At 69.9% G+C, this 21238-nt stretch carries 18 protein-coding genes and 2 pseudogenes; 8 read left to right on the top strand and 12 right to left on the bottom strand.

The annotated features are described in order from the left end of the window. Positions 1 to 49: 49 nt before the first annotated feature. Positions 50 to 709, bottom strand: coding sequence for a TetR/AcrR family transcriptional regulator (locus tag ACIBK0_RS38285; protein WP_399090404.1), 660 nt, complete (start codon positions 707 to 709; stop codon positions 50 to 52). Between the two features lie 186 nt (positions 710 to 895). Between ACIBK0_RS38285 and ACIBK0_RS38280 the strand changes: the two genes are divergently transcribed. Next, the gene (locus ACIBK0_RS38280) at positions 896 to 2014 is read left to right on the top strand and encodes a serine hydrolase domain-containing protein (protein WP_399090401.1); all 1119 of its coding nucleotides are present in this window, start codon (positions 896 to 898) and stop codon (positions 2012 to 2014) included. A 338-nt stretch (positions 2015 to 2352) separates the two neighbouring features. Then, a complete protein-coding gene (locus ACIBK0_RS38275; protein WP_399090398.1) occupies positions 2353 to 2919 on the top strand; it encodes a hypothetical protein in 567 nt (188 codons plus the stop codon). 153 nt (positions 2920 to 3072) lie between these two features. Here the strand turns inward: ACIBK0_RS38275 and ACIBK0_RS38270 are convergent, their stop codons facing one another. Then, positions 3073 to 3720, bottom strand: coding sequence for a class I SAM-dependent methyltransferase (locus ACIBK0_RS38270; RefSeq protein WP_399090395.1), 648 nt, complete (start codon positions 3718 to 3720; stop codon positions 3073 to 3075). 110 nt (positions 3721 to 3830) lie between these two features. On the opposite strand from ACIBK0_RS38270, the gene ACIBK0_RS38265 reads away from it, so the two are divergent. Beyond that, positions 3831 to 4073, top strand: coding sequence for a recombinase (locus ACIBK0_RS38265; protein ID WP_399090392.1), 243 nt, complete (start codon positions 3831 to 3833; stop codon positions 4071 to 4073). Positions 4074 to 4348: 275 nt separating this feature from the next. Here the strand turns inward: ACIBK0_RS38265 and ACIBK0_RS38260 are convergent. The 3 genes and pseudogenes from ACIBK0_RS38260 to ACIBK0_RS38250 form a co-directional block, all read right to left on the bottom strand. Next, a pseudogene (locus tag ACIBK0_RS38260) lies at positions 4349 to 4453 on the bottom strand (IS5/IS1182 family transposase); the annotation flags it as partial. 113 nt (positions 4454 to 4566) lie between these two features. Beyond that, positions 4567 to 5469 (bottom strand): EamA family transporter, encoded by a 903-nt coding sequence (locus ACIBK0_RS38255; protein ID WP_399090618.1) that lies wholly within the window; start codon positions 5467 to 5469, stop codon positions 4567 to 4569. 425 nt (positions 5470 to 5894) lie between these two features. After that, a complete protein-coding gene (locus ACIBK0_RS38250; RefSeq protein ID WP_399090389.1) occupies positions 5895 to 6647 on the bottom strand; it encodes a helix-turn-helix transcriptional regulator in 753 nt (250 codons plus the stop codon). A gap of 120 nt (positions 6648 to 6767) precedes the next feature. Here ACIBK0_RS38250 and ACIBK0_RS38245 point away from each other — a divergent pair, with 120 nt between their 5' ends. From ACIBK0_RS38245 to folE, 3 genes are all read left to right on the top strand, one after another. After that, the gene (locus tag ACIBK0_RS38245; RefSeq protein WP_399090386.1) at positions 6768 to 7316 is read left to right on the top strand and encodes a DUF2231 domain-containing protein; all 549 of its coding nucleotides are present in this window, start codon (positions 6768 to 6770) and stop codon (positions 7314 to 7316) included. A gap of 76 nt (positions 7317 to 7392) precedes the next feature. Then, on the top strand, positions 7393 to 7851 hold the full coding sequence (locus ACIBK0_RS38240; RefSeq protein WP_399090383.1) for a hypothetical protein: 459 nt from the start codon (positions 7393 to 7395) through the stop codon (positions 7849 to 7851). 1 nt (position 7852) lies between these two features. Beyond that, entirely contained in the window at positions 7853 to 8509 is a 657-nt protein-coding gene (gene folE / locus ACIBK0_RS38235; protein WP_399090380.1) for a GTP cyclohydrolase I FolE, read from the top strand. A 487-nt stretch (positions 8510 to 8996) separates the two neighbouring features. Here the strand turns inward: folE and ACIBK0_RS38230 are convergent, their stop codons facing one another. Together ACIBK0_RS38230 and ACIBK0_RS38225 are read right to left on the bottom strand one after the other, a co-directional pair. Then, entirely contained in the window at positions 8997 to 11141 is a 2145-nt protein-coding gene (locus ACIBK0_RS38230) for an FG-GAP repeat domain-containing protein (RefSeq protein ID WP_399090377.1), read from the bottom strand. Positions 11142 to 11318: 177 nt separating this feature from the next. Beyond that, positions 11319 to 11771 (bottom strand): hypothetical protein, encoded by a 453-nt coding sequence (locus tag ACIBK0_RS38225; RefSeq protein WP_399090374.1) that lies wholly within the window; start codon positions 11769 to 11771, stop codon positions 11319 to 11321. A gap of 483 nt (positions 11772 to 12254) precedes the next feature. Here ACIBK0_RS38225 and ACIBK0_RS38220 point away from each other — a divergent pair, with 483 nt between their 5' ends. Beyond that, positions 12255 to 14087, top strand: coding sequence for an AMP-dependent synthetase/ligase (locus ACIBK0_RS38220; RefSeq protein ID WP_399090371.1), 1833 nt, complete (start codon positions 12255 to 12257; stop codon positions 14085 to 14087). Between the two features lie 13 nt (positions 14088 to 14100). Continuing rightward, positions 14101 to 14307, top strand: a pseudogene (locus ACIBK0_RS38215) (hypothetical protein); the annotation flags it as partial. Here the strand turns inward: ACIBK0_RS38215 and ACIBK0_RS38210 are convergent. From ACIBK0_RS38210 to ACIBK0_RS38190, 5 genes are all read right to left on the bottom strand, one after another. Further along, positions 14281 to 14469, bottom strand: coding sequence for a hypothetical protein (locus ACIBK0_RS38210; RefSeq protein ID WP_399090368.1), 189 nt, complete (start codon positions 14467 to 14469; stop codon positions 14281 to 14283). The pseudogene ACIBK0_RS38215 and the gene ACIBK0_RS38210 overlap by 27 nt on opposite strands. A 21-nt stretch (positions 14470 to 14490) precedes the next feature. Beyond that, positions 14491 to 14742 (bottom strand): hypothetical protein, encoded by a 252-nt coding sequence (locus tag ACIBK0_RS38205; RefSeq protein ID WP_399090365.1) that lies wholly within the window; start codon positions 14740 to 14742, stop codon positions 14491 to 14493. Between the two features lie 361 nt (positions 14743 to 15103). Further along, complete coding sequence (locus ACIBK0_RS38200; protein WP_399090615.1) at positions 15104 to 16081, bottom strand: phosphotransferase enzyme family protein; 978 nt, start codon at positions 16079 to 16081, stop codon at positions 15104 to 15106. 255 nt (positions 16082 to 16336) lie between these two features. Next, complete coding sequence (locus tag ACIBK0_RS38195) at positions 16337 to 16684, bottom strand: hypothetical protein (RefSeq protein ID WP_399090362.1); 348 nt, start codon at positions 16682 to 16684, stop codon at positions 16337 to 16339. 53 nt (positions 16685 to 16737) lie between these two features. Then, the gene (locus ACIBK0_RS38190) at positions 16738 to 21138 is read right to left on the bottom strand and encodes an HAD-IC family P-type ATPase (RefSeq protein ID WP_399090359.1); all 4401 of its coding nucleotides are present in this window, start codon (positions 21136 to 21138) and stop codon (positions 16738 to 16740) included. Positions 21139 to 21238: the final 100 nt, after the last annotated feature.

The following is a 21238-nucleotide window of genomic DNA, read 5'->3' as shown; positions in this document are numbered from 1 at the left end:
GTACGAGGAGTTCGCGCACCTCATTTGTCGACACTCCCGAGCCGGTCGGCTAGCCCGGGGAGATTGCGGCCTCGATGTGGGCGAGTTGGGCGGCGAGGATCTCTTCGAATGCGGCGCGGCGGTCTGCCCCGAGGGGGCGGACGTCACGGGCGAAGTAGGCCAGTGCGGGGAAGCGTTCGGGGTCGGCGCCCAGTACCGCAACGCGGAACAGCTCCATGCCCTGTTCGTTCTCCTTGGGGGTGATGGCGCTGACCCCGGCCTCGGAGGTGATCAATGCGGTGAGGAGGACCGCGATCCGGTGGTAGTGCGTCGGGATCTCCTCGTCGGGCAGCCCCGACGCTCGCAGGGCCTGCAGCACCTCTTCCATGACCAACCGGGAACCGGCGCCACTTGACGCGTAGCGTCCCCAGACCGCTGCGAGCTGGGGCTGCTGGCCGAAGGCCTCTCTCACGCGCAGGGCCAGGGTGGTGATGCGCTGCTTCCAGGCACCCTCGGGGCGGTAGCCGTCCATGGCGGCCAGGAGGATCCGGTCGGCGACCGCGCGCAGCAGTTCCGTCTTGCTGCGGAAGTGCCGGTAGAGGCTGGACGAGTCGGTCCCGAGGGCTACGGCGAGCTTGCGCAGGCTGAATGACTCGGCGTCGCTCGTGCGCAGCATCTCCGCTGCCGCATCCAGGATTTCCTCGGTCGACCAGCGCCTTCGGCCTGCCATATGACTCCTTTCGCCGGGTCTCAGCCTAACCTATGCACTTGGCGTTGCACGCACCGCGTGCATAATGGTGGCATGGCGTGCCGAGCGGCCCGGCAGGAGGCGGGTCGGCGTGCCACTTGTGCCCTGTTACCTGGGTCAGGCGACCGATGTGTCGCTCACCCCGGGGAATACGAAAGGACGCTTGTTGTGAGGAACCCACTGGATTCCGCGGAGCTGAACGCCGCCATGGAAAACGTCCACCGCGCCGGGATGCCGGGCCTGTTCGCCGAAGTGCGTGACGGCGACCAAATCTGGCGCGGCGCCGCCGGGGTCGCCGATGTCACCACCGGTCGCCCCGTCACCGCCGACATGCGGCACCGCGTCGGCAGCATCACCAAGACCTTCACCGCTGCCGCGGTTCTGCAGCAGGTCGAGAGCGGTCAGATCGGTCTCGACACGCCGATCGGCCGGTACCTTCCGAGGCTGGTTCCGGGAGAACGTGGTGACGCGATCACAGTCCGGATGTTGATCAACCACACCAGCGGCCTCGCCGAGTACCTCCCTTATGCCTACCCCTCCCTCAAGGCGTTCCCCGCCCTCGCGGAGACCGGGCCCCAGAGCCTGGACGACAACCGGCTCACGCGGTTTCACCCCACCGAACTGATCGAGATGGGGGTCACCGCACCCGCCGTCGGCTCCCCGGGCGGCAATCCGGGGGTGTACTCCAACACCAACTACCTGCTCCTCGGCGAACTCCTGGAACAGGTAACCGGCACTACGGCCGAGCGGTACATCACCCGGAACGTCATCGAGCGCGCCGGGCTCCGAGACACCGAACTCCCCACCGAGCCGTACGTCAACGGGCCGCACTCGCGGATCTACGAGGCGTGGTTCGGCATGATCGACCCGCCGCGCGACTACAGCGTCTACGACATGTCATGGGTGGGCCCGGCGGCCTCGCTGATATCGACCGTCACGGACCTCAACCGCTTCTACGGCATGCTGCTTGCCGGCGAGATCGTCAGCCCGTCGTCGCTGGCGCAGATGCAACGCACCGTCCCGGTCATCTCCCAAGAGGGAAAGACGATCGACTACGGCCTCGGCCTGCACCCGATGGAGGCTCCCGGTCAGGGCACTTTCTGGGGCCATGGCGGCTCGGCCTGGGGTGCTGGGGCGCTAGCCATGACCAGTGCCGACGGCAAGCGGCAGATGTCCGTCGCGGTGAACCTGCAGAGGTGGAACAGGCTCGACTCCTCGGGCAAGCCGCAGCCCCATCCCATCGACGACGCGCTTGCGGCTCTGTACCGCGTGGCGATGTACGGCTGACCGGGCTGGAGAGACGACCCTGCGGATCGCCCGGTGAAGGCCCGGTGCAGCCCGTGAGCCCTCCATGCCGCCTCGTTCCCCCGAGGGCCGGTAGCCCTGGAAGTCGTGGAAGTGTGGTGATGCAGGAGACCTACAACGCCGAGGACCGCGGGCAAACCGAGGACCGCGGCCACGCGGAGAAGGCGGTCGAAGCGTTCACGAAGACCTACGGGACGAAGTGACCGGAGGCCGTCGCGAACATCACCGACGATGCGGAGCTGCTGGCGTTCGACGACTCCCCGGCCGAGCACTGGATCCGCCTGCGGACCACGAACCCCATCGAGTCGACCTCCTCGACCGTGAAGCCTCGAACCAAGATCACCTGCAGTGCGGGCAGCCCGGCTGCCGCCCTGGCAATGGTGTTCAAGCTGGTCGAGTCCGCCCAGGAACGCAGGCGGGCGATCACCGGGGCCCACCTGGTCGCGCTGGTCCGCTCCGGCGCGAGGTTCGAGAACGGCGCCCTGGCCGAGCCCACAGAGGAGGTCAACCGACCTGACCGACGCCGACGGCGAGCCCCTCACCTTCTCGCCCCACGACCTCCGGCGGATCTTCGTCACCGACGCATCATGAACGGCCTGCCGCCACACATCGCCCAGCTGATCTGCGAACACAGGCGCATCGACACCACGATGGGGCACAAAGCGGTCCACCCCGCCGAGACGATCGAGGCCCACCGAGCGTTCATCGCCCGCCGCCGGGCAACCCGCCCCAGCGAGGAGTACCGAACCCCGACCGAGGAGGAGTGGGACGCTTTCCTCGCCCATTTCGAGAGCTCGGAGAAGTCGAAGGACGACAGGTCAGCCTGGTCGCAGCAGAAGAGAAGATCGCCCAGCTCGATGCCCGCCAGGAGCGCAGGTCATCGATGATGTTCCTCGAAGTCCCCTCGTTCGGCCAAAGAAGTCCCCTCGTTCGACCAAAGCGAGCTCGAACGGGCGGTGAGCCATGATCACGAGTCGACGCCTGGAGCCTGACGGCTCCCCGTTCCGATGCGGTCATGTGCTCGGGCAGACAGCTCCTGCCTAGGCTTTGCGGGCGAGCAGTTGAACCTCCTGGAACTGCCGTCGGTCGGTGCGCTGAGGCTCGCGAACCATCCGGGCCACCTCGACCAACTCGGACTTGCGCAGCATCGCTGCGAGGTGATCCGGCGACCACCGATAGGCCGGCGCGACTGTGTGATCGAAGACCTGCGTGGGGTGAGATGGATCATCGCTGGCAGAAAAGCCGACCAGGAGGTGGCCGCCAGGCGCCAGCACACGGTGGAACTCCGCCAAGATGACGGGGAGTTCTTGCGGTGGAGTGTGAATGATGGACCAACGTGAGAGTACGCCGCCCAGCACGCCGTCAGCGATGTTCAACGCGGCCATCGAGCCCACGTCGAACCGCAGACCCGGATAGGTCTCTCGAGCCAACTTGATCATCGCAGGAGAGGCGTCAACGCCGAACGCCACCAGCCCTAACTCGTCCAGATAGGAAGTGATATGGCCAGGTCCACATCCCAGGTCCGCGACCTGACCGTCGCCACTCGCGCTTACAACCTCGGCGAAGGCACTCAAGATGGCGCGGTCGAGAGGCCTGTCACGCAGCTCGCCGCGGAACAGCTGCGCATACACGGGGGCAGCAGCGTCGTAGGCCTCGCGGGTGGCACTGAGGGCATCGTGTTCGACCATGCTCGCGACAGTAGTTCCTGGCGCTGAGACGAGCCGGGAGAATCGCGATCTTCACTCCCTCCCGTTCGCCTGGCTGTCGCTGGTTCAGAGAAGCCTGCATCCGCTGCCCGATGCTGTCGATCAACCCCAAGATGTTGCCCCGCCTCGACGAACTGGAGGCAGACCTGCTGGCCCGCCGACTACGAGCGATCGACGAGGGCCGGCGTGGTGAGGTCGAAGGACTCGACCTCACCCTGAAGTTCCTGCGCACCAAGCGAGCCCGAAGCCACCGCACCGCCAGGATGGGCCGGGTGGACCTGGGCATGCCCACCCTGCCCCGGCAGCAGGCCGGCTCGGGGCGGCCCACTGGCTGATTGCTCGAGGTCGCCAGTTCCGGCTTCTTCGCAGTTGGTCGGGGAAGATCGCCCGGCCCCTACCAATTCCCCTAACGGGTCGAGAGAGGCGTCCTTGATGCCATCGGTGAACTTCCGGGTCTTGCTCGCGCAGCGAGGCGGCGTAGACCGCTCCCGGAACGGCCACGTCGAGCAGGCGGCACACACGCCTTGGCGCTCTCAACCTGGCGAGCAGTCTCGCCGGACAGCTCGGCGCTGAGCGTGCGCTGCTGCGAGCTCTGACCGGGTCCTCGCCCAGGGCGGATCCACAGGCGGACAGCGGCGGCGGTTGCCGTGCCATGAAAGACGCAGGCTCTCTTGTCGGAACGAGTTGCCATCGCGCGGAAGATCTTCAGCCCGATCCGCCGCAAGCGGTCGGTCCTTCGGGAGTGGGCTTCCTCATGACGCCCATGATGCTTCAGCTGCCTGCCTTACGTCTCGTCAGGGCGGCCAACCCGTGGAGCACGGGGCTTAGTTAGAGGTCTGCGCGGGCACCGCGTGTGGCGCCCGCCGATGCGGCCACCACGCACAGCACCGCGATCCATTGCGACCAGTGCAGCGACTCCTGGAGCACGACGAGGCCGATGAGGGCCGCCATCGCTGGTTCGAGGCTCATCAGGATGCCGAACACGCGCGGTGGGATCTTGCGTAGTGCTTCCAGATCCAGCGAGTACGGGATCACCGACGACAACAGTGCCACGCCGAGCCCCGCAACCAGGACCCACGGCTGCATCAGTGCCGTTCCGCTGTCGGATACGCCGAATGGCACAGCCACCAGTGCCGCGACGGCCATTCCCAGAGCCAGACCATTGCCTTCCGTGGTGTGGCGGCCCAGCGCCGCGCCGACCAGGATGTACAGGCCCCAGCACGTTCCTGCGGCGAGGGCGAACAGAAAACCGGCAAGGTTGAGGTCGCCGCGTCCCTCCATCAGCAGGACCACACCGCCTGCCGCGAGCACGGCCCAGAAAGCGTCCAGCCATCGCCTCGACCCGGCCAGGGCCACCGCCAGCGGCCCGAGGAACTCGATGGTTACCGCGATCCCGAGCGGGAGCCGGGCCAGCGCCAGGTAGAAGCACAGGTTCATCAAGCCGAGAATCACGCCGTAGCCGAGCACTACCGTCCAGGTGCGACGATTCATGCGCAGTGACGGCCGCCACAACGGCATCAGCACCGCCGCCGCGAAGAACAGTCGCAACGCGACTGTGCCGAAGCTGCCCACCGCGCTGAACAGGTGCTTGGCCAATGCCGAGCCCACCTGAACGCTGACGATGCCAAGCATTACCAGTGCCGTTGGCGGGATCGCGCCGAAGGTACGTTCGGCCGACGCGGTCAGGGAGGATCGGGGGGACGGGCCGCGTTCAGTCCTGTCCACGTTCATGGTGGCCACGCGTGGATTCTCGACGATCGGGCGCCGCACGTCATGTGATTTTTCTTCACCCGGAATGTGCCTCCGACGGGGCGGGAACAAGGGCCTGGACAATCCTCTTTCTCGCCGGTCAGAGGCACCTCTGCTGAGTTGACCACTTGTCGGACAGCCCGCCTCATGGAAGCCCGAGGTGAGTTCGGAGAAGATCCCGTCTGGACGACTGCGACCTCGACCGGACCGACATCGATACCGGATACGTCCTGACCTGCCGCTCCCGCCCCCAGGACGACACCGCCGTCATCGACTTCGATCAGAACTGAGACTGCCGTTACCCGCGTCGTAACGGTGTCAGTGCGGTGAAGTCCACGCTGTTGCTCGGCGTCCCCGCGGCCATATGAGTAGCCCGCGCACCCCCTGGCACGACCGTGCGGCCGACGTCAGTCGTCGTGAGCCGCCCGGTCGTCGCGATCGGTGTCGCCCGGGCGCAGGCGCACACAGCATTCCTCGGGCTCGGGGGCCAGGACGGCCTGGACTCCGTTGACCTCAAGGCCGTTGAGGTAGCCGCTGAGGAAAGCCTGGTTCATGCCGCACACCAGATCCGGAGCCCTCGCCGCCAGCGGGTGGAAGGGGCAGTTGCGCAGCCGCAACTGGGTGGGACCCTCCCGGACGGGTTCATAGCCGTACCGGTCCAGCAGGCGCTCGCAGACGGTCAGCCCACGCTCGGCACCCAGACGGCCCGGGCGGGTCTCGTCCCGCGCGGCCTCGCCCATCTGCCGGCCGCGCTGCTCCGCAGTCCGCAGGGCTGCCTGCGCGGCGCTCTCGTCGGATCCCTCGCTCAGGACGGCATCCAGGAGAAGGTCCGCCAGCAGTTCGTGACGGCGGTCGGGAATGCTCACGGTGATCTGTACGTCGGTGGGTTCGTACACCTTCGGCTGCCTGCCGACCTTGCGGATACCGCCGGGCGTCTCGTAGCGGGTGCGCAGCAGGCCGGCGTCGACGAGCTTGTCGAGGTGGAAGGCGGCGAGCTTACGGGAGATGCCCACGCTGGCGGCGGCCTCGTCGCGGGTGACGGCGCGGCGGGCACGCCGGATGAAGGCGAACATGCGCCGCCGCGAGTCCTCACTCAGAACGCTGACGGAGTCGATCGCGGTGTCGGCCGCGTCGGCCGGCGGGGTCGGGTCGGAAGCCACCAGGCCACGGTAACTCCAACCTGTGTAGGCGCAAGTGTTCTTTGGCGTTGTGTACTGGCCATCTTGACGCCACTCCCGAATAAGACCAAGATTTGTTGGTGAAACTACTGGGAGGTTGCGATGGCCAATAAGTCACAGTTTCGGGCGAAGCGTCCGGTCAGCGCCTCGCTCGCCGGCCCGTACGGGCACCCGTTCCACCCGATTCTGGTCACCGTGCCGATCGGCGCCTGGGTGACCAGCCTGGTGTTCGACATCGCCTCGCACGTCGTGCACCACCCGGGATTCCTGACCCAGTCCTCGGAGTGGCTGATCGCCGTCGGGGTGATCGGTGCGCTGCTGGCAGCCATGGTCGGATTCCTCGACCTGTTCGCGATTTCCTCCGGCACCCCGGCCTTCCGCACCGCCCTGGTCCACATGACGCTGAACCTGCTGGTGACCGCCGCGTACGCGGTCAACTTCCTGTGGCGCTACAGCACCTACACGGACGGCGGAAGCGTCGGCCTCGGACGGCTCGCCCTGTCCGCGCTCAGCGTGGCGGCCCTGGGCGTGTCCGGATTCCTGGGCGGCAAACTCGCCTACCGCTACGGCGTCCGCGTCGCCGACGAGAACACCCAGGCCGAGGGATACACGTCCCACGGCAGCACGAGGCGCGCCCGCTCCGCCGTGTGACCCCACCCGCGCACCCGCCACGGCGGCCGGTGTCCTCCGGCCGCCTTCACCACCGTCATCCCCTTGGGAGTCCCCCATGGACATCGCCGCTCTGATCACCTGGGTGGTCACCGCCCTCGGCGGCTTCTACATGCTCGGCACCTGGATCCAACGCGGCGGAATCCGCCAGCAGGAATCCGGCACCAGCCGCCTGCCCGCACCCGCCGTCTTCGGGCACTTCGCTCTGGCCGCGATCGGGCTGGTGGTGTGGATCATCTATGTCGTCGCCGACAAGACCGCCCTGGCCTGGACCTCGTTCGGCCTGCTGCTACCCGTTGCCCTGCTGGGATTCGTGATGCTGGCCCGCTGGATCCCCGTCTACCGCGACCGCGCCACCGCCGGAGCGCCACCGGCCGCCGCAACGGTTCAGACAGGCGAAGCGACCGTCCCTGCCGAACGGCACTTCCCGCTTGCCGTGGTGCTGGCACACGGTCTGCTCGCCGTGGCCTCCCTCGTCCTGGTCCTGCTCACCGCCCTGGGCATCGGGGGCAGCTGACATGACCGAGCGCCCACGCCGCACCGCCGCCCCGATACATCTCCATGCCGAGGAAGGGACGGCACCCGCAGGACCTACCCTGCGGGTGGTCCACGAGCCCGGCGGTATCGACCTGGTGGCCGCGGAAGCCGCGGCCGGCCAGTTCCTCACCGCACTTGGCATCTCCACCGCCTCGGAGAGTCTGCGCGGCACACCGGGCCGGATGGCCCGCGCGTATGCCGAACTGTTCAGCCCACGCCCCTTCGACCTGACCACCTTCCCCAACGACGAGAACTACGACGAACTCGTCCTGGCCCGCCGCATCCCCGTCCGGTCGGTCTGCGAGCACCATCTGCTGCCGTTCGTCGGCACCGCCCACGTCGGCTACCTGCCCGGTGCCCGCATCCTGGGCCTGTCCAAGCTGGCCCGGGTCGTCGAGCACTTCGCCTGCCGCCCCCAAGTGCAAGAACGTCTGACCAAACAGGTCGCCGACTGGCTGCAGACCCACCTGGAGCCCAAGGGTGTCGGCGTGGTCATCGAGGCCGAACACTCCTGCATGACCCTGCGCGGGGTTCAGGCCACCGGCTCCAGCACCATGACCTCCACCCTGCTCGGCCTGCTCCGGTCCGACGCCCGCTCCCGCAGCGAATTCCTCGCCCTGACCGGCGCAGCCACCTGACTGCGCACCCAGGGGCCGGCGCAGCGATTCACGCGCTTTCAGGAGGCCGAGGTCCCGTGGTCATCAGGGAAGAGGCGGCGAGAAGCGACAGTCAGCACCTGTAGGCGAGTCGACGGGTGGGGTAGCGGGAAGAAACTGGCCCGGCTGCGCCACCACCTCGGCGAGGCCGGACTGAGCCAGGATGCCTGGCGCAAGCGGTGGCGGGCGGCGCGGATGTTCCTGGCCGCGAACGGGGAGTCCGCCCAGGCCGCAGCGGAGACCCGCGGGCGTGAGGGACTTGATCACGCTGTCGGAGGTGACGACGTCGAATCGTGTCCGCGGGCAGCGGCCCACGCCCGACCGGTGCGTGAGTGCCCGTGAGTGCGAGTACGTAGGACGGGCCCGCCCGATCCACCCGCCCTTTCGGGGCGCCGTGGTCCGGGCGGACCGGCCGGAACCGGACGCCCCCGGGACCCCTTGGTCCCAAGTGGCCCCCGGACCGGCGCCGTTAGGAGATGCGGATGTCCGACCAGTTCGTGGCCTTGCCGACCTGCGACCGGTTGTCGAAGCCGCCCTGGCCGTTGCCCCGGTTCAGCCAGGCGCGGCCGTCCTTGTCGAGCGAGATCAGGTCGGCCCGGCCGTCCCCGGACAGGTCGAGCCCGCCGACCACGTCCTTGTAGGAGGTGCCCCAATCCTTGAAGACCAGCGACCGAGGCTTGAAGGTGCCGGCGCCGGTCCCGCTGAACCGCCACAGCTCGTTCGACGCGTCGAGGGCCAACAGGTCGTTCTTACCGTCTTCGTCGAGGTCCCCCGCGGCGATCAGCCTCTTGTAGCCGCCGAAGCCGGACCCGGCGAGCGTGCGGGCCTTGAAGCCGCCCGCGCCGTTGTTCGCGTACACATACAGCTTCCCGGTCGAGGCGGACCGGGTCACCAGGTCGGCCAGGGCGTCGCCCGTCACGTCGCCGGGCGAGACGACCGCGTCGTACCCGCTCCAGTCCGAGGAGACCTTGACGTGGAACGACTGCTGGTCGGGCAGCCCGCCGCAGATCGTCGGGTAGACGCGGGCCTCGCCGTTCGGGTAGCGGACGAACACGTCGTTGCAGCCGTCGCCGTCGAGATCGCCGAACGGCAGCACCAGTGTGCCCGTCGGCCAGCTGCTCGTGCGCTGCCCCGCGGACAGTTTCGTTGCGTCGCCCGCGTACACCTTCAGACCGGCGCTGTCCCGGCCGAACAGGTCGGCCTTGCCGTCGTCCGTGTAGTCACGCCACTTGGGCAGCGCGCGGCTGGTGGTACTGGCCTGGTAGACGCCTTCCAGGGCGATGCTGTTCGTCTCCGTCAGCCTGTACTCGTCCCACAGCACGACGGGCCGGCCGAGCGCGTCGGCGGCCACTTGGGGCGCCCCGGTGGACTGGGCACTCGTCGCGCTCAGCCGCCGTGCGGCGGACCAGGTGCCGCCCTTGAAGACAGCGGCCATCGCGTATTCCTGGCCCGAGTAGCCCTCCCGCCATGTCACCGTGACCGTGCCGCCCGAGGTGGCGGCCGCGCCGACCGCGCGCACCTTCTTGTGCGTGGAGAAGCCCTGCGTGTACGGCTGCCAGACGCCGGTGGCCGCGGAGCGCACCGCGTACCAGGGGCCGGTCGAGTAGCCCGGCCCACCGGCGACGAAGAGGTCGCCGTTGGGCAGGTAGACGGGCGCCGTCATCCCGTACGTGCTGCCATAGTTGGCGGCGGACCGCGGGGTGCTCCACTGGGTGGCGCCGGCGGGTCGGCGCGTGTGCATGAGCTGCGCGAGGTTGTCGTAAAACACGTCGAAGCCGCCCTGCGGACTGGCGAACACCTTCGGGCGCGCCAGGTCCACGGCCGGGACCGGAAAGCCCTGGACCGCGGTCCAGGCGGCCGCGCCGGGAGCCTTCTCCAGGGCGACCACGGCCTTGCTCGCCTGCCACTGCCACACCAGCAGGGCGGTACCGTCCTTGGCGAGGGCCAGGTCCATGTTGGAGATGTCCCGGCTGCCGGACGGCGGCTGCTCGTTGAGGTCGGCCGGAGCGGTCCACGCGGCCTGCGGGCCGGACTTCTCGGCGGCCCTCACGACACCGGAGACCGACCACACAGCCATCAGCCGGCCGTCGGGGGCCGCCACCAGGTGGTGGTAGCCCTTCTCGGGGACCGCGGCAACGTACTCGGGCTCGGAGAAGGCGGTCGCGCCGGGCGTGAGGGTGGCCACCTTCAGCCAGTAGTTGTTGTGATCGTCGGCGCGCTTGGCCCGCCAGACCAGGCGCACCGAGCCGTCGCCGAGCGAGACCAGCTCGGTGTTGTACCCGCCGGCGTCCGGCCAGGTCTGCGGGGCGAGCCAACGGGTGCTCTCGGCGGGCCGGATCCGGGTGGAACGCGAGAGCCCGTCGCCGGTGAGGGAGACGAGCGCGCCGTTCCCGGCCGACACCAGGGCGTTCAGCCCGCCCGAGGCGGAGGCGGGGTTGGGGTTCGGGGCGTGCAGGGCGCGGGTGCCCCACGGGCCCGGCGCACGCGTCCCGACGGTGGCCGGAGCGGTGTCGGCGGCCGTGGCGGTGGTATGGGCGGCAGCCGGGGCCGCGGCCGCCAGGGTGAGAACGGGAGCGAGCGCGATGCCGAGCACCGCGCGGGACTGCGAAGTCATGGGAATGCCCCCCCGGGCAGAGCGAATCCGGTGGCACAGATTCGCCGGTCTGTTCGAGCAAGTCAGGCGCAGCGTATATCAACCAAGATCGTCCCGCGTGGGAGATTTCCCTCCCCCTTCCCAGAGAAGTTCGGCCGGCGCGTCCAGCACGCGCAGCACCTCGCGCCCGGACCGCTCCTAGAGGGCGCTAGGGGGTAGCAGGTGCGGGGCGCGGACGCGGAGGATGCCGAAGACCTCGTTCTTCGCCGGGCCCCGCAGCTCCGCCACGAAAGCCTGGTCCACATGGCCGGTCCTGGCCCAGATACCGCCAAGGGACTCCGCGCAGTGCTGGGCCAGCACGCTGGTGAAGTCCTCGGCGCGGATGATCCGGGCCAGGCTCGATTCGACGAGCGGGCCGGAGAAGACCTCCAGGTACATCGCCGCGCCGTACTTCTCGTTCTCGCGTGCCGTGGGGTCGTCGACGATTCCGACGAGCAGAGCCGCCCGCTCCTCCGGCGAGATCTCCGGCGGGGTCTCCGCCCGGCCCTCCGGCGGGGTCTCATCCGTGGTGCGGGCCGTCCCTTCCCGAACAGCCCCTCCAGCCAGATCCTCATCCGGAACAGCTCCTCGGTCCCGTCCACAATCCCTCACCGATGCCGCTGCCGACCACGCCGCCGATCACAGTCCCGACACGGCCGGCGACGGCGCGATCTCCGCCCCGAACTCGGCGCCGTGGCCCTCACCCGCGAGGCCGCCCGCCAGGCTGGCACCGTCACGGTTGGCCGTCTGGGTGCTCACCGCTCGGTGCGGTCGCCACATGGTGGACGTCGTGGGCGACGGCCGCGGCGATCAGCAGCCTGCCGCCGACCTTGGCGGTCGACTTGGCCAGGTCGATGGCTCCGGGCGTCGCCCACAGCTCGTCGAAGGGGAGTTCGAGGTTCGCGCCGGGCGCGCTCGACTACGGCAGCAGGTCGATCTTGGCTCCCTTGTTCCCCATGAAGGGGGCAGCTGCGGTGCCCGGTCGTGACGATTTTTAGCATGGTCAAGCCCCTAGGCAGCCACATCAGTGGCCGGTATTTTTCGCCTCTGGCCGTCGCGGGACGGGGTACGGCGGTGGTTCAACGAGGGGGTACCGTGCGCGACTTCAGCCTTCCGCCGATCGTGGGGCCCCTGCCAACGGGTGGTCTTGCGGACTCGGTGTACGACGTGGCCGAAGCCGACCCGAAACTGTTACAGCTGTCCCGGCGCAGCAGCGGACCGGACGGTGACGAGTGGCTTCCGGTGACCGCGGCCGAGTTCCGTGACGAGACCATGGGGCTGGCGAAGGGGCTGTTGGCCGACGGTGTGCGGTTCGGAGAGCGGGTCGCCGTGATGTCCCGGACGCGCTATGAGTGGACGCTGTTCTGCTATGCGCTGTGGTCGATCGGCGCGCAGGTCGTGCCCGTCTACCCCACCTCCTCCGCCGACCAGGTCCGGTGGATCCTGTCGAACGCGCAGGCGGTGGCCGTCGTGGTCGAGCACGAGGACCACGCCATGACCGTGGGTGCGGCCTGCGACGGGCTGCCGCTGCTTCGCTCGATCTGGCAGCTCGACGCCGACTGCGTAAGGCGGCTGACGGACCGAGGAGAGGACGTCCCGGACACCGTGGTGCACCGTCACCGCCGGGCGGTGGAGCCGCAGTCGGTCGCCACCATCGCGTACACCTCGGGCACCACCGGACTGCGGCCCAGGGGCTGCGTGATCACCCACGCCAATCTCGCGGCCGAGTGCGACACCCTGTACGAGGGCTGGCAGGGGATCCTCGCCGAGCCGGGGGAACAGCCGTCCGTCCTCGCGTTTCTGCCGCTGTCCCACATCTACGGCCTGATGGTGCAAGTGGTCTGCATGCGGGGCGGCATACAACTGGGACACCAGCCCGACCTCGCGCCCGCCGCGCTGCTACCCGCCCTCGCGTCCTTCCGGCCGACCTACGTCTTCGCCGTGCCGTACATCTTCGAGAAAATCTTCCACAAGGCGCGTCGTACGGCCGAGGAAGCGGGGCGGGGGGATCTGTTCCGCCGGGCTGTTGACGTCGCGGTGCGCCATGCCGAGGAAGTCCAGCTTCGGGACAAAGGCCAGGGCCCGGGGCCGGGGCCGATGCTCAGGGCCGCGCACGCGGTCTTCGACCGTCTGGTGTACGGGCGGCTGCGGGACGTGCTCGGCGGCCGAGTCCGCCATGCCACCTCCGGCGGGTCGACCCTCGACCGGGAACTCGGCCTGTTCTTCGCCGGGGCCGGCATCACCATCCACGACGGATACGGGCTCACGGAGACCACCGCCGCGGTGACCAGCCAGCCGCCGGGCCGCCCCCGGTTCGGCACTGTGGGCAGGCCGCTGCCGGGCTGCGCCGTCCACATCGCACGGGACGGGGAGATCTGGGTCCGGGGCGATGTCGTCTTCTCCGGCTATCACGACGATCCCGAGGCCACCGAGGCGGTGCTGCGCGGCGGCTGGCTCGCGACGGGCGACATGGGCTGTCTCGACGACGGCCATCTCGTGATCACCGGACGCAAGAAGGACATCATCGTCACCAGCGGTGGGAAGAGCGTCAGCCCACAGATCCTGGAAGAGCGGCTGCGCCGACATCCCCTGATCTCCCAGTGCCTCGTGGTCGGCGACAACCGCCCCTTCATCGCGGCCCTGATCACCTTGGACCCTGAAGCGTCGGAGCACTGGCACCGATTGCGCGGGAGGCAGTCGCCGCCCGTGCAGGGGGTGACTGCCGACGACGAACTGCACGCGGAGATCCAGCGGGCCGTGTCCGTGGCGAACAGCGCGGTGTCGCGGGCCGAGTCCATTCGGGCGTTCCGGATTCTTCCGGCCGAGTTCAGCATGGCCGACGGCCTCATGACACCGTCGCTCAAGTTGCGGCGGGGCGCGATCGTGCGGGCGTACGCGTCGGACATCGAGGAGCTCTACGCGCCCTAAAAGAGGGTTTCCCCCCAACAACACCGTGCAGCCCCAGGCAGTGGACGCGCGCCGACGCAACGCCCCCGCCCGCCACCGCGACGTCCTGGCCGCCGAAAGCAAGGAACGCGCCCGCATCCGCGGCGAGCAAGGCATCCGCTGGGGAGGACGGCCTCTCAAAACCGCAACCCGGCGAACCTGCGCGGTCACGCCACTAGAGGTGGATAAGGATCTGTCGTAGGGGATGCCCGAGCGCGTCCGTGACGGAGGCCAGTTCCTCGTCGGTCAGCCATGCCCGGTTCGGATACAGGACCTCGATCCTGAACTGCGCGAACCCCATCGGCCAGTCGTACACCAGCTCGTTGAGCGACGTCTCGGCGTCACAACAGGGAACCGTAACCATGAGCGTCGAAAAGCTTTCCCTTTAGCGCTCCGAGACGACCTCCCCCCACCAGCCAGGTGCGAACTCCGCACTGCAGTGTGGGCAGGAAATCTTCGCCAGGGTGGCGCCGCAGAAGACCACCTCAACGCTGTCATGCCACTTGGCTTCCATGCCACGGCGGGCATCGTCGTCGGGAAGCATCCCGTACAGCACGGCCTCAGCACGATCCGCCGCATCCTGACTGGGCTGCCAGTACGGATCAGTCGGGATCACCGTCAGATAATTGACACTCATCGCCCGCCTTCCCGCGCCGGCCAGGGTCGCTCCTTGTCCGCCAACCCGGCACACCTATCCGGTCAGAGCACCAGCCGATGGTGGGAGCTCAACGAGCGGGCTGCACAACGAGTCAGCGGATCCTGCCGGATGACATTGCTGCGCCGCTCGATGCTGTCGCCGCCAAGTCGGACGAGCTGAGCCTCCCGAGGGAGGCCAAGCATATGTGGCCGCCCTCAGCACCATCTCGCCATCGTGTGCAGCGTCATTGCCCTGCTCATCCGTGCGATGCCGGAGGCTCGGGGTGGATCTGCTCGACGCGGTCGCGCTTGGTGAACATGTCCCAGTAGTGCAGCTGGGCCGAGGCCTAGCGGATACGCGGTCAGACCCCCTCAAGCAAGGCGGTCAACCGGGAGACGGCTGCTAGGTCCGGCACGCGGCGCAAGGAAGCGACGACCTGGTTGCTCGCGAACTCGCGTTGCGCGGCGGTCACGGTGGCGTCGACGGCACACTCGGCCTGTACGTGAATGAAGTTCAAGGCCGTCGCGAAAAGCATCGAGAACGACTGCGGACCCGTGATGGCGGCGCGGCCTCCGGCGCTGCGATAGGCCCGCGCCAATCGCCGGGCGGAATCAGTGTTCACCTGGTTGCCGCCCGACCATACGTACACAGCACGTGCGAGCTCTCGTTCCGCCGAAATGGGCCCGGCATTGTCCCAGTCGAGCAGCACCGGTCCGTTCGGGGCTACGAGAACGTTCTGGGGTTGCAGGTCGAGATGTGACGTCACCAGATCGCCGGGGTCGGACGCGGTCACCCAGTGCGCCAGCTCTGCCGCGGATGTGTCGATGAACCGGCCCAGCGTGTCCGACCACGGCAGGCCGGCCTGGTGAACCTTCTTGTACAGGTCTTTCCAGTCAGCTTCCTGAGGGCACTGCTCGTACCAGGAGTCCGGTGTCTCGCTCGCGCCCTCTCCCGCCGTGTGGAGGAGAGCCATGGTCCGGCCGAACCAGTCCAGGATGTCCGGGTCGGATGCATCCGCCTGGGTGCCGTCGATCCAGTCGTACAGCTTTACGTAGGACCCGGCTGAAGAGGGGGTGAGCTGTGAGACGTGTGCGCCGTGGCGATTGGGGATGAGCCGTGGTGACGCGATTCCCAGGTGCTCCGTGGCATGCCGTAATGCGGCTTCCCGACGGACCTGCTCTTCGTCGCAGCCGAAGAGGAGTTCCTTTATCGCCCATGAGGAGCCGTTTCCCGACAACTTCCAGATCCGGCCCAATGCGCCCCGGGTGATGGGTGTCATCGTCCACGGCCCGGCGCCGAGCGCGTAGGTCTCCGCAATGAATGCGACTGTGTCGTGCATCAGGTACCTCTCCGGAGGCTGATGGCCAACGGTGACTATTGCATGCCGAGCCTTGGGGCAGCGCCAGAAGTGCAAGACCGTTCCGTCAGGGGAACTCTCTGTCATTCAGGTGAAGACGTTCGAGGGTGTCCTGTCGCCGGCGTCGAACATCAAGGTGCGGCAGCTCATCGCAGCCGACGGCCACTTGGTGGTGGATGCGGCGGCATGCGGCACGCCGGGCAGGTGTCCGCAGTGCGAGCAACCCGCCACGCGTGTTCACAGCCGAACCTGGCGTTTCCTGGGGCTGGGCAGCATGTCCCGCTCGTGGAACAGCGCCAGCCCACGGGCGGCGGCCGCGACCTGGACCAGCAGATCGAAGGCCGTGTCCGGGGTGGGGCTGACACGGCTCGTGACCGGCGTCAGATCGTCGTGCAACGCGCTCCCCGCCGCGGCGAGTTCGGGGTGCCGACTCTTCTCGAGCCCGGCCAGGAAGGTGATGTGGAAGAGCGCGCCCTCTTCCGCGGCGAACCACACGTAGGCGAGGGCGAACTCAGCCAACTGCTCCGCCGGGTCCGTGTGGGCGGCCAGTGCGGTGCGGTAGCCGCGCTGGCTGCTCCTGGTCACCCTTCAGGGCCACAGGAGCCAGCACTTACCGCACGACGGTCATCGGCAATCGGCTACGACTGGGATAGGGCCGATCGCTGGTCACGAAGCGCTGTGTGGACGCGCGCGATCAGCGGTGGAAGGAACAGTGAGCTGACCGTTGCCCCGGCCGCGGCGGACAGGGCGATGCTCCAGGCGATGGGACCGAGGGGTGTGCAGCCGAAGAAGTGGCTGAGGACGGGGGTCTGGACGACGGCCGCCAGTGCCGCCAGGGAGCCGAGCGAGGAGATGACGATCGCTCTGCTGCGGCCCCCGACCAGGAGGGTCTGGCCGAGCTGCGCGCCGACGAGCGCAACCAGGGCGACGGTGCGGGCGCGGGTGGCGCGGCCGGTGAACCGCGCGGCGAGCCAGCCGGCCGTGGCGCCCAGGGTGGTGGCAACGGCGCGGCACACCATCTCCTCGCTCAGAGCCGTGCCGAGCGAGACTTCGGGTCCTTCGTGGAGCATGCGTTCGGCGGCCTCGGGCTTCGGAGGGCGCAGGGCGACGGCCATGGCCGGGGCCAGGTCGGTGAAGAGGTTGACGAGCAGGAGCTGGCGGGCGGTCAGGGGCGAGGTCCCGGTGGCGGCCGCGCCGAGGAGGGTGAAGGCGATCTCGCCGAGGTTGCCGCCGACCAGGATCGCCAGGGCCTGCCGTACGGAGGCCCACATCGCGCGGCCTTCCACCAGCGCGGCGAGCACCGTCTCCAGCCGGTCGTCCGTGACGACGAGGTCGGCCGCCGCACGCGCGGCCGGCGTGGCCCGTGTTCCGAAGGCGATCCCGATGTCGGCGAGCCGGATGGCGGGCGCGTCGTTGGCGCCGTCGCCGGTCATCGCGACCGTACGGCCCAGGCGTTGGAACGCCTGCACCACGCGGACCTTGTGCACGGGGGTGCCGCGGGCGACGACACCGACGTCGGACAGCAGCCTGTCGAGGGCGCGGTCGTCCAGGTCGTCGAGTTCGGTTCCTGTCACCACCCGTCTGCCGTCCAGGACACCCAGCTCGCGGGCCATCGACTCGGCGGTGCCCGGGTGGTCTCCCGTGATCATCACGATGTGCACCCCGGCGTCCGCGAGTCGGCGCACCGCGTCGCGGGCGGTGCCGCGCACCCGGTCGGCGAAGGCGAGGAAGCCGAGGAAGTCGAGGCCGTCCACTGCCTCGTCGGTGAGCTTGCCGCCGGGCGCGTCCGGGAGTTCGGCGACCGCGAGGATCCGGTGGCCCTTGGCCGCCAGCTTCTCGCCGGCTGCGAGGATGGCCTTCCTGCCCTTGCGGTCCAGGGGTCGGCCGTCGTGGGTGGCACAGCGCTCCACGACCTCCTCCGGTGCCCCTTTCACCGACAGGATCCGCCGCTCGCCACAGCGGCCCCGCGTGGCGTGGAAGCCACGACTGGGTTCGAACGGCAGGCTGGAGGTGCGTCGCCAGCCCGGTGCGGCCGTAGTCCGGCTCGCTCCCGCCTCCTGAGCGCCCTCGGTGACCGCGCCGTCGGTGGCGTGTTCCAGTTCTCCGCCGTTGTGCGGGCGTGGTGTCGCCCGCAGCGCCGCGGCAAGGACGGCGCGCTGCTCGTCCTCGAGCCTTTCGAGGGGGCGGCTGTCGCCGTCGGCGGCAACGGCGACGAGGGAGATCCGCCCCTGGGTGAGGGTTCCCGTCTTGTCGAAGCACAGGACGTCGGCGCGGCCGGCTGCCTCGATGGTGCGGGGATGCCTGAGCAGGGCTCCGCGCGCGGAAAGCCTTCTGGCGGAGGCGAGTTGGGCGGCAGAGACCAGAAACGGCAGTCCCTCGGGCACGCTGGCGACCGCCAGCCCCACACCCGCCCCGACGGTGTCCCGGGTGGGGCGCCCGCGCAGCATGCCCGCCGCCACCACGGCAGCCGCCGAACCGAGGGCCACCGGCAGCGTGGTACGGGTGATCCGGGCGAGTCGGCGCTCGACCCCGGCGGGGGGCGCCGCGCCCCGCCCGCCCACCGCGGCACGGCCCGCCTCGGTGGCCGTGCCGGTCGCGATGACGACCGCGCGGCCGCGGCCGGCCGCCACGGTGGTGCCCTCGTAGAGCATGGACGTACGGTCCCCGAGGTCCGAGGCCAGAACGGGCGCCACGTCCTTGGCCACCGGCAGCGACTCGCCGGTCAGCGCGGATTCGTCGACCTCCAGGTGATGCGCCTCGAGCAGGCGGCCGTCCGCCGGCACCACGTCACCCGGGTTCAGGTTCACCACGTCGCCCACGGCCAGCTCCTCGGCGGGGGCAATGGTCTCCTCCCCGTCCCGCACCACGTTGGCCATGACGGCCGACTCCCGCCGCAGCTGACCGACCGCGCGGTCGGTACGGTACCGCTGGAAGCCGCCGAGGAGCCCGGACAGAGCGGTGACGGCCACGATGACCACGGCGTCGAGGACGGCGCCCACCGACGCCGACATGGCCGCCCCGGCGCCGAGGACAGGCGTCAGCGGGTTCACCATCTCGGACAGGTAGGCCCGGCCGAGCGACGGCGTCGGTGCCTGCTCACCGGTGGTGGTGGCCCGCGCCCCTGCCTCCTCGGCCGTCAGCCCGCCCTCGCTGCCACCGGTCCTGGCAAGCACGGTGGCCGGGTCCATGGCATGCCACGGGTGCCGCGAGGTGGTCAGCGGCGGGGGCCGCCGCAGCAGCCGTACCGCCGCCCAAACACCGATCGCGGTGCCCAGTGCAGCCGCCGCATTGAACGCCGTCACGCCCCGAGCGGCCGGCCGCCGCGCCCGCCCCGCCAGCACCGCCGTCGCGCCGACCACGGCCGCGGCCTGGGCGAGCCGCACGCCCCGGCGCGCGGTGTCCCGCGCGGTGCGGCAGGCCTCCACGATCACCACGGCCGACGCGGGATCGCCGTCCAGGTACAGGTCCGCGCCCCAGGGCGGCGTCCCTTGCGGGTCGTCAAAGCCCACGCCGACATCGGCGGCCAGGAGCGCGTGCCGGTCGTGCGAGAGCAGCAGCACGCCGTCGCCGTCGCGCTGCAGAGCGCGTACGGACTCGAGCAACCGATCGCCGCCTCCCGCACTGACCGCGTCGGCCTCCCGCACGGACGCGTCGGCGGTGTGCGTACCCGCCGCCACGACCTTGAGCCCGGCCGCATGCGCGGCCGGGACGAAGGAGCTCGCGGCGTCGTGCATCTCGGGCAGCACGCTGATCACGGCGAGCAGGCGCTCTCCCTGCGCCAGTCCCAGCACGAGCCGCGCACCCTCCTGCCGCAGACGCTCCCGGGCTCGCTTCCCGTTTCGCCCCTGCAACGCCAGCCGGTCGACCGGCCCCAGCGCCCACTCCCCGTCCCGCTGTACGCGTTCCGGGTCGGAGCCGTCGAAGAGCCGGTGGGCCGTCGCGGCGAGTTCACCCGCGGGCGCGTCATCGTCGAGGGCGACCAGATCGGCCGGCCGATGGGAACCGGTGGTCAGTGCGTCCGTGTCCAGCAATAGGGTGCCGATCCTGTCCAGCCTCCGCAGCGCCCCAGGGTCGGCCACGACGATTCCCCGGCGGGCCAGCCCCCGGCCGAAAGCGCACGCGAAGCCCTCGCGCGCCAGGAGCGGCGCCTTCGGGATCGCCGCCAGCGCCGCACCGGCGGCCCGCCCGGGGCTCCGGGTGACCAGCAGCGATCCGGCGTACGACGCCGCCGCCACGGCGAGTGCCTGGTCGGCGTAGCGCTCGATGGGCCCGGGCTTCAGCCGCGTCTCGCGGGGAGGCGGCGCGGGCGCCGTGCGATGGGCCCCGGCGGCGGCGCTGCCCGCGAGGCGCGGCTCGGCCGCAGCCCAGGCGGCGGCCTCCGCGTCGGCCTCCATCGCGCTCAGGGCATGCCGGAGAGTGTCCACGCCGACCCCGGCGAGACCGCCGGAGCCGGCCTGGCCCAGCGCGGCGAGCGAGGCCAGAAGCGCTCCGGCGTTGTGGTGGCCGACCGCCTGCTCCACGAGACACCGCAGTCGGGGGTGGGCGTCGACGAGCGGGGCAAGCGCCGCGATGCCCGCAGGGATGGGGGTGCGGCCCGTCAGGCCGGCCAACGCCGCCAAGGGTGCGGCCGCCAGGTGCAGGGCCATGGCCGAGGCTGACCGGCGGACCGCCCCACCCGACACGGGATGCTCGGACAGCGGATGCGTGACACCGTGGGCTTCTTCGACTGCCTCGACCGCCTCGACCAGTGCATCCGCGATCGTTTCGGTCTCGAACCCGGCCTCGGTGCCGACGACGGCGTGACCGAGCACGGTGTTCACCACGGCCCAGTCCACCGAGGGCAGGGCGGCGAGGCACCGCTCGACGTCCTCGGCCAGCTTCGTCGCCGCGGCCTCGGGCAGGTCACCGGGGCGCAAACCTCGTACGGCGACGTGCGCACGCCTTCCGAAGACGCGTACGCGTGCCCGGGCCTCGTCCTCCAGCGCACGGGCCGCGGACGACACCACGGCCCGCAGCAGTCCGCGTCCCGTCAGCGCCACAGCGCATCACCAGCTCCCTGCGGCCCGACACTCCCTCCGCGTGCACGGGTAGACCGGACCCCCTCTTTCCATCGCAACCCCTCCAACGCGCACACGCCAC

Origin of the sequence: Streptomyces sp. NPDC050564 (assembly GCF_044457265.1) — a bacterium.
GTDB lineage: Bacteria > Actinomycetota > Actinomycetes > Streptomycetales > Streptomycetaceae > Streptomyces.
The sequence above is the reverse complement of the archived record's forward strand: the minus strand, read 5'-3'. Positions and strand labels throughout refer to the sequence as shown.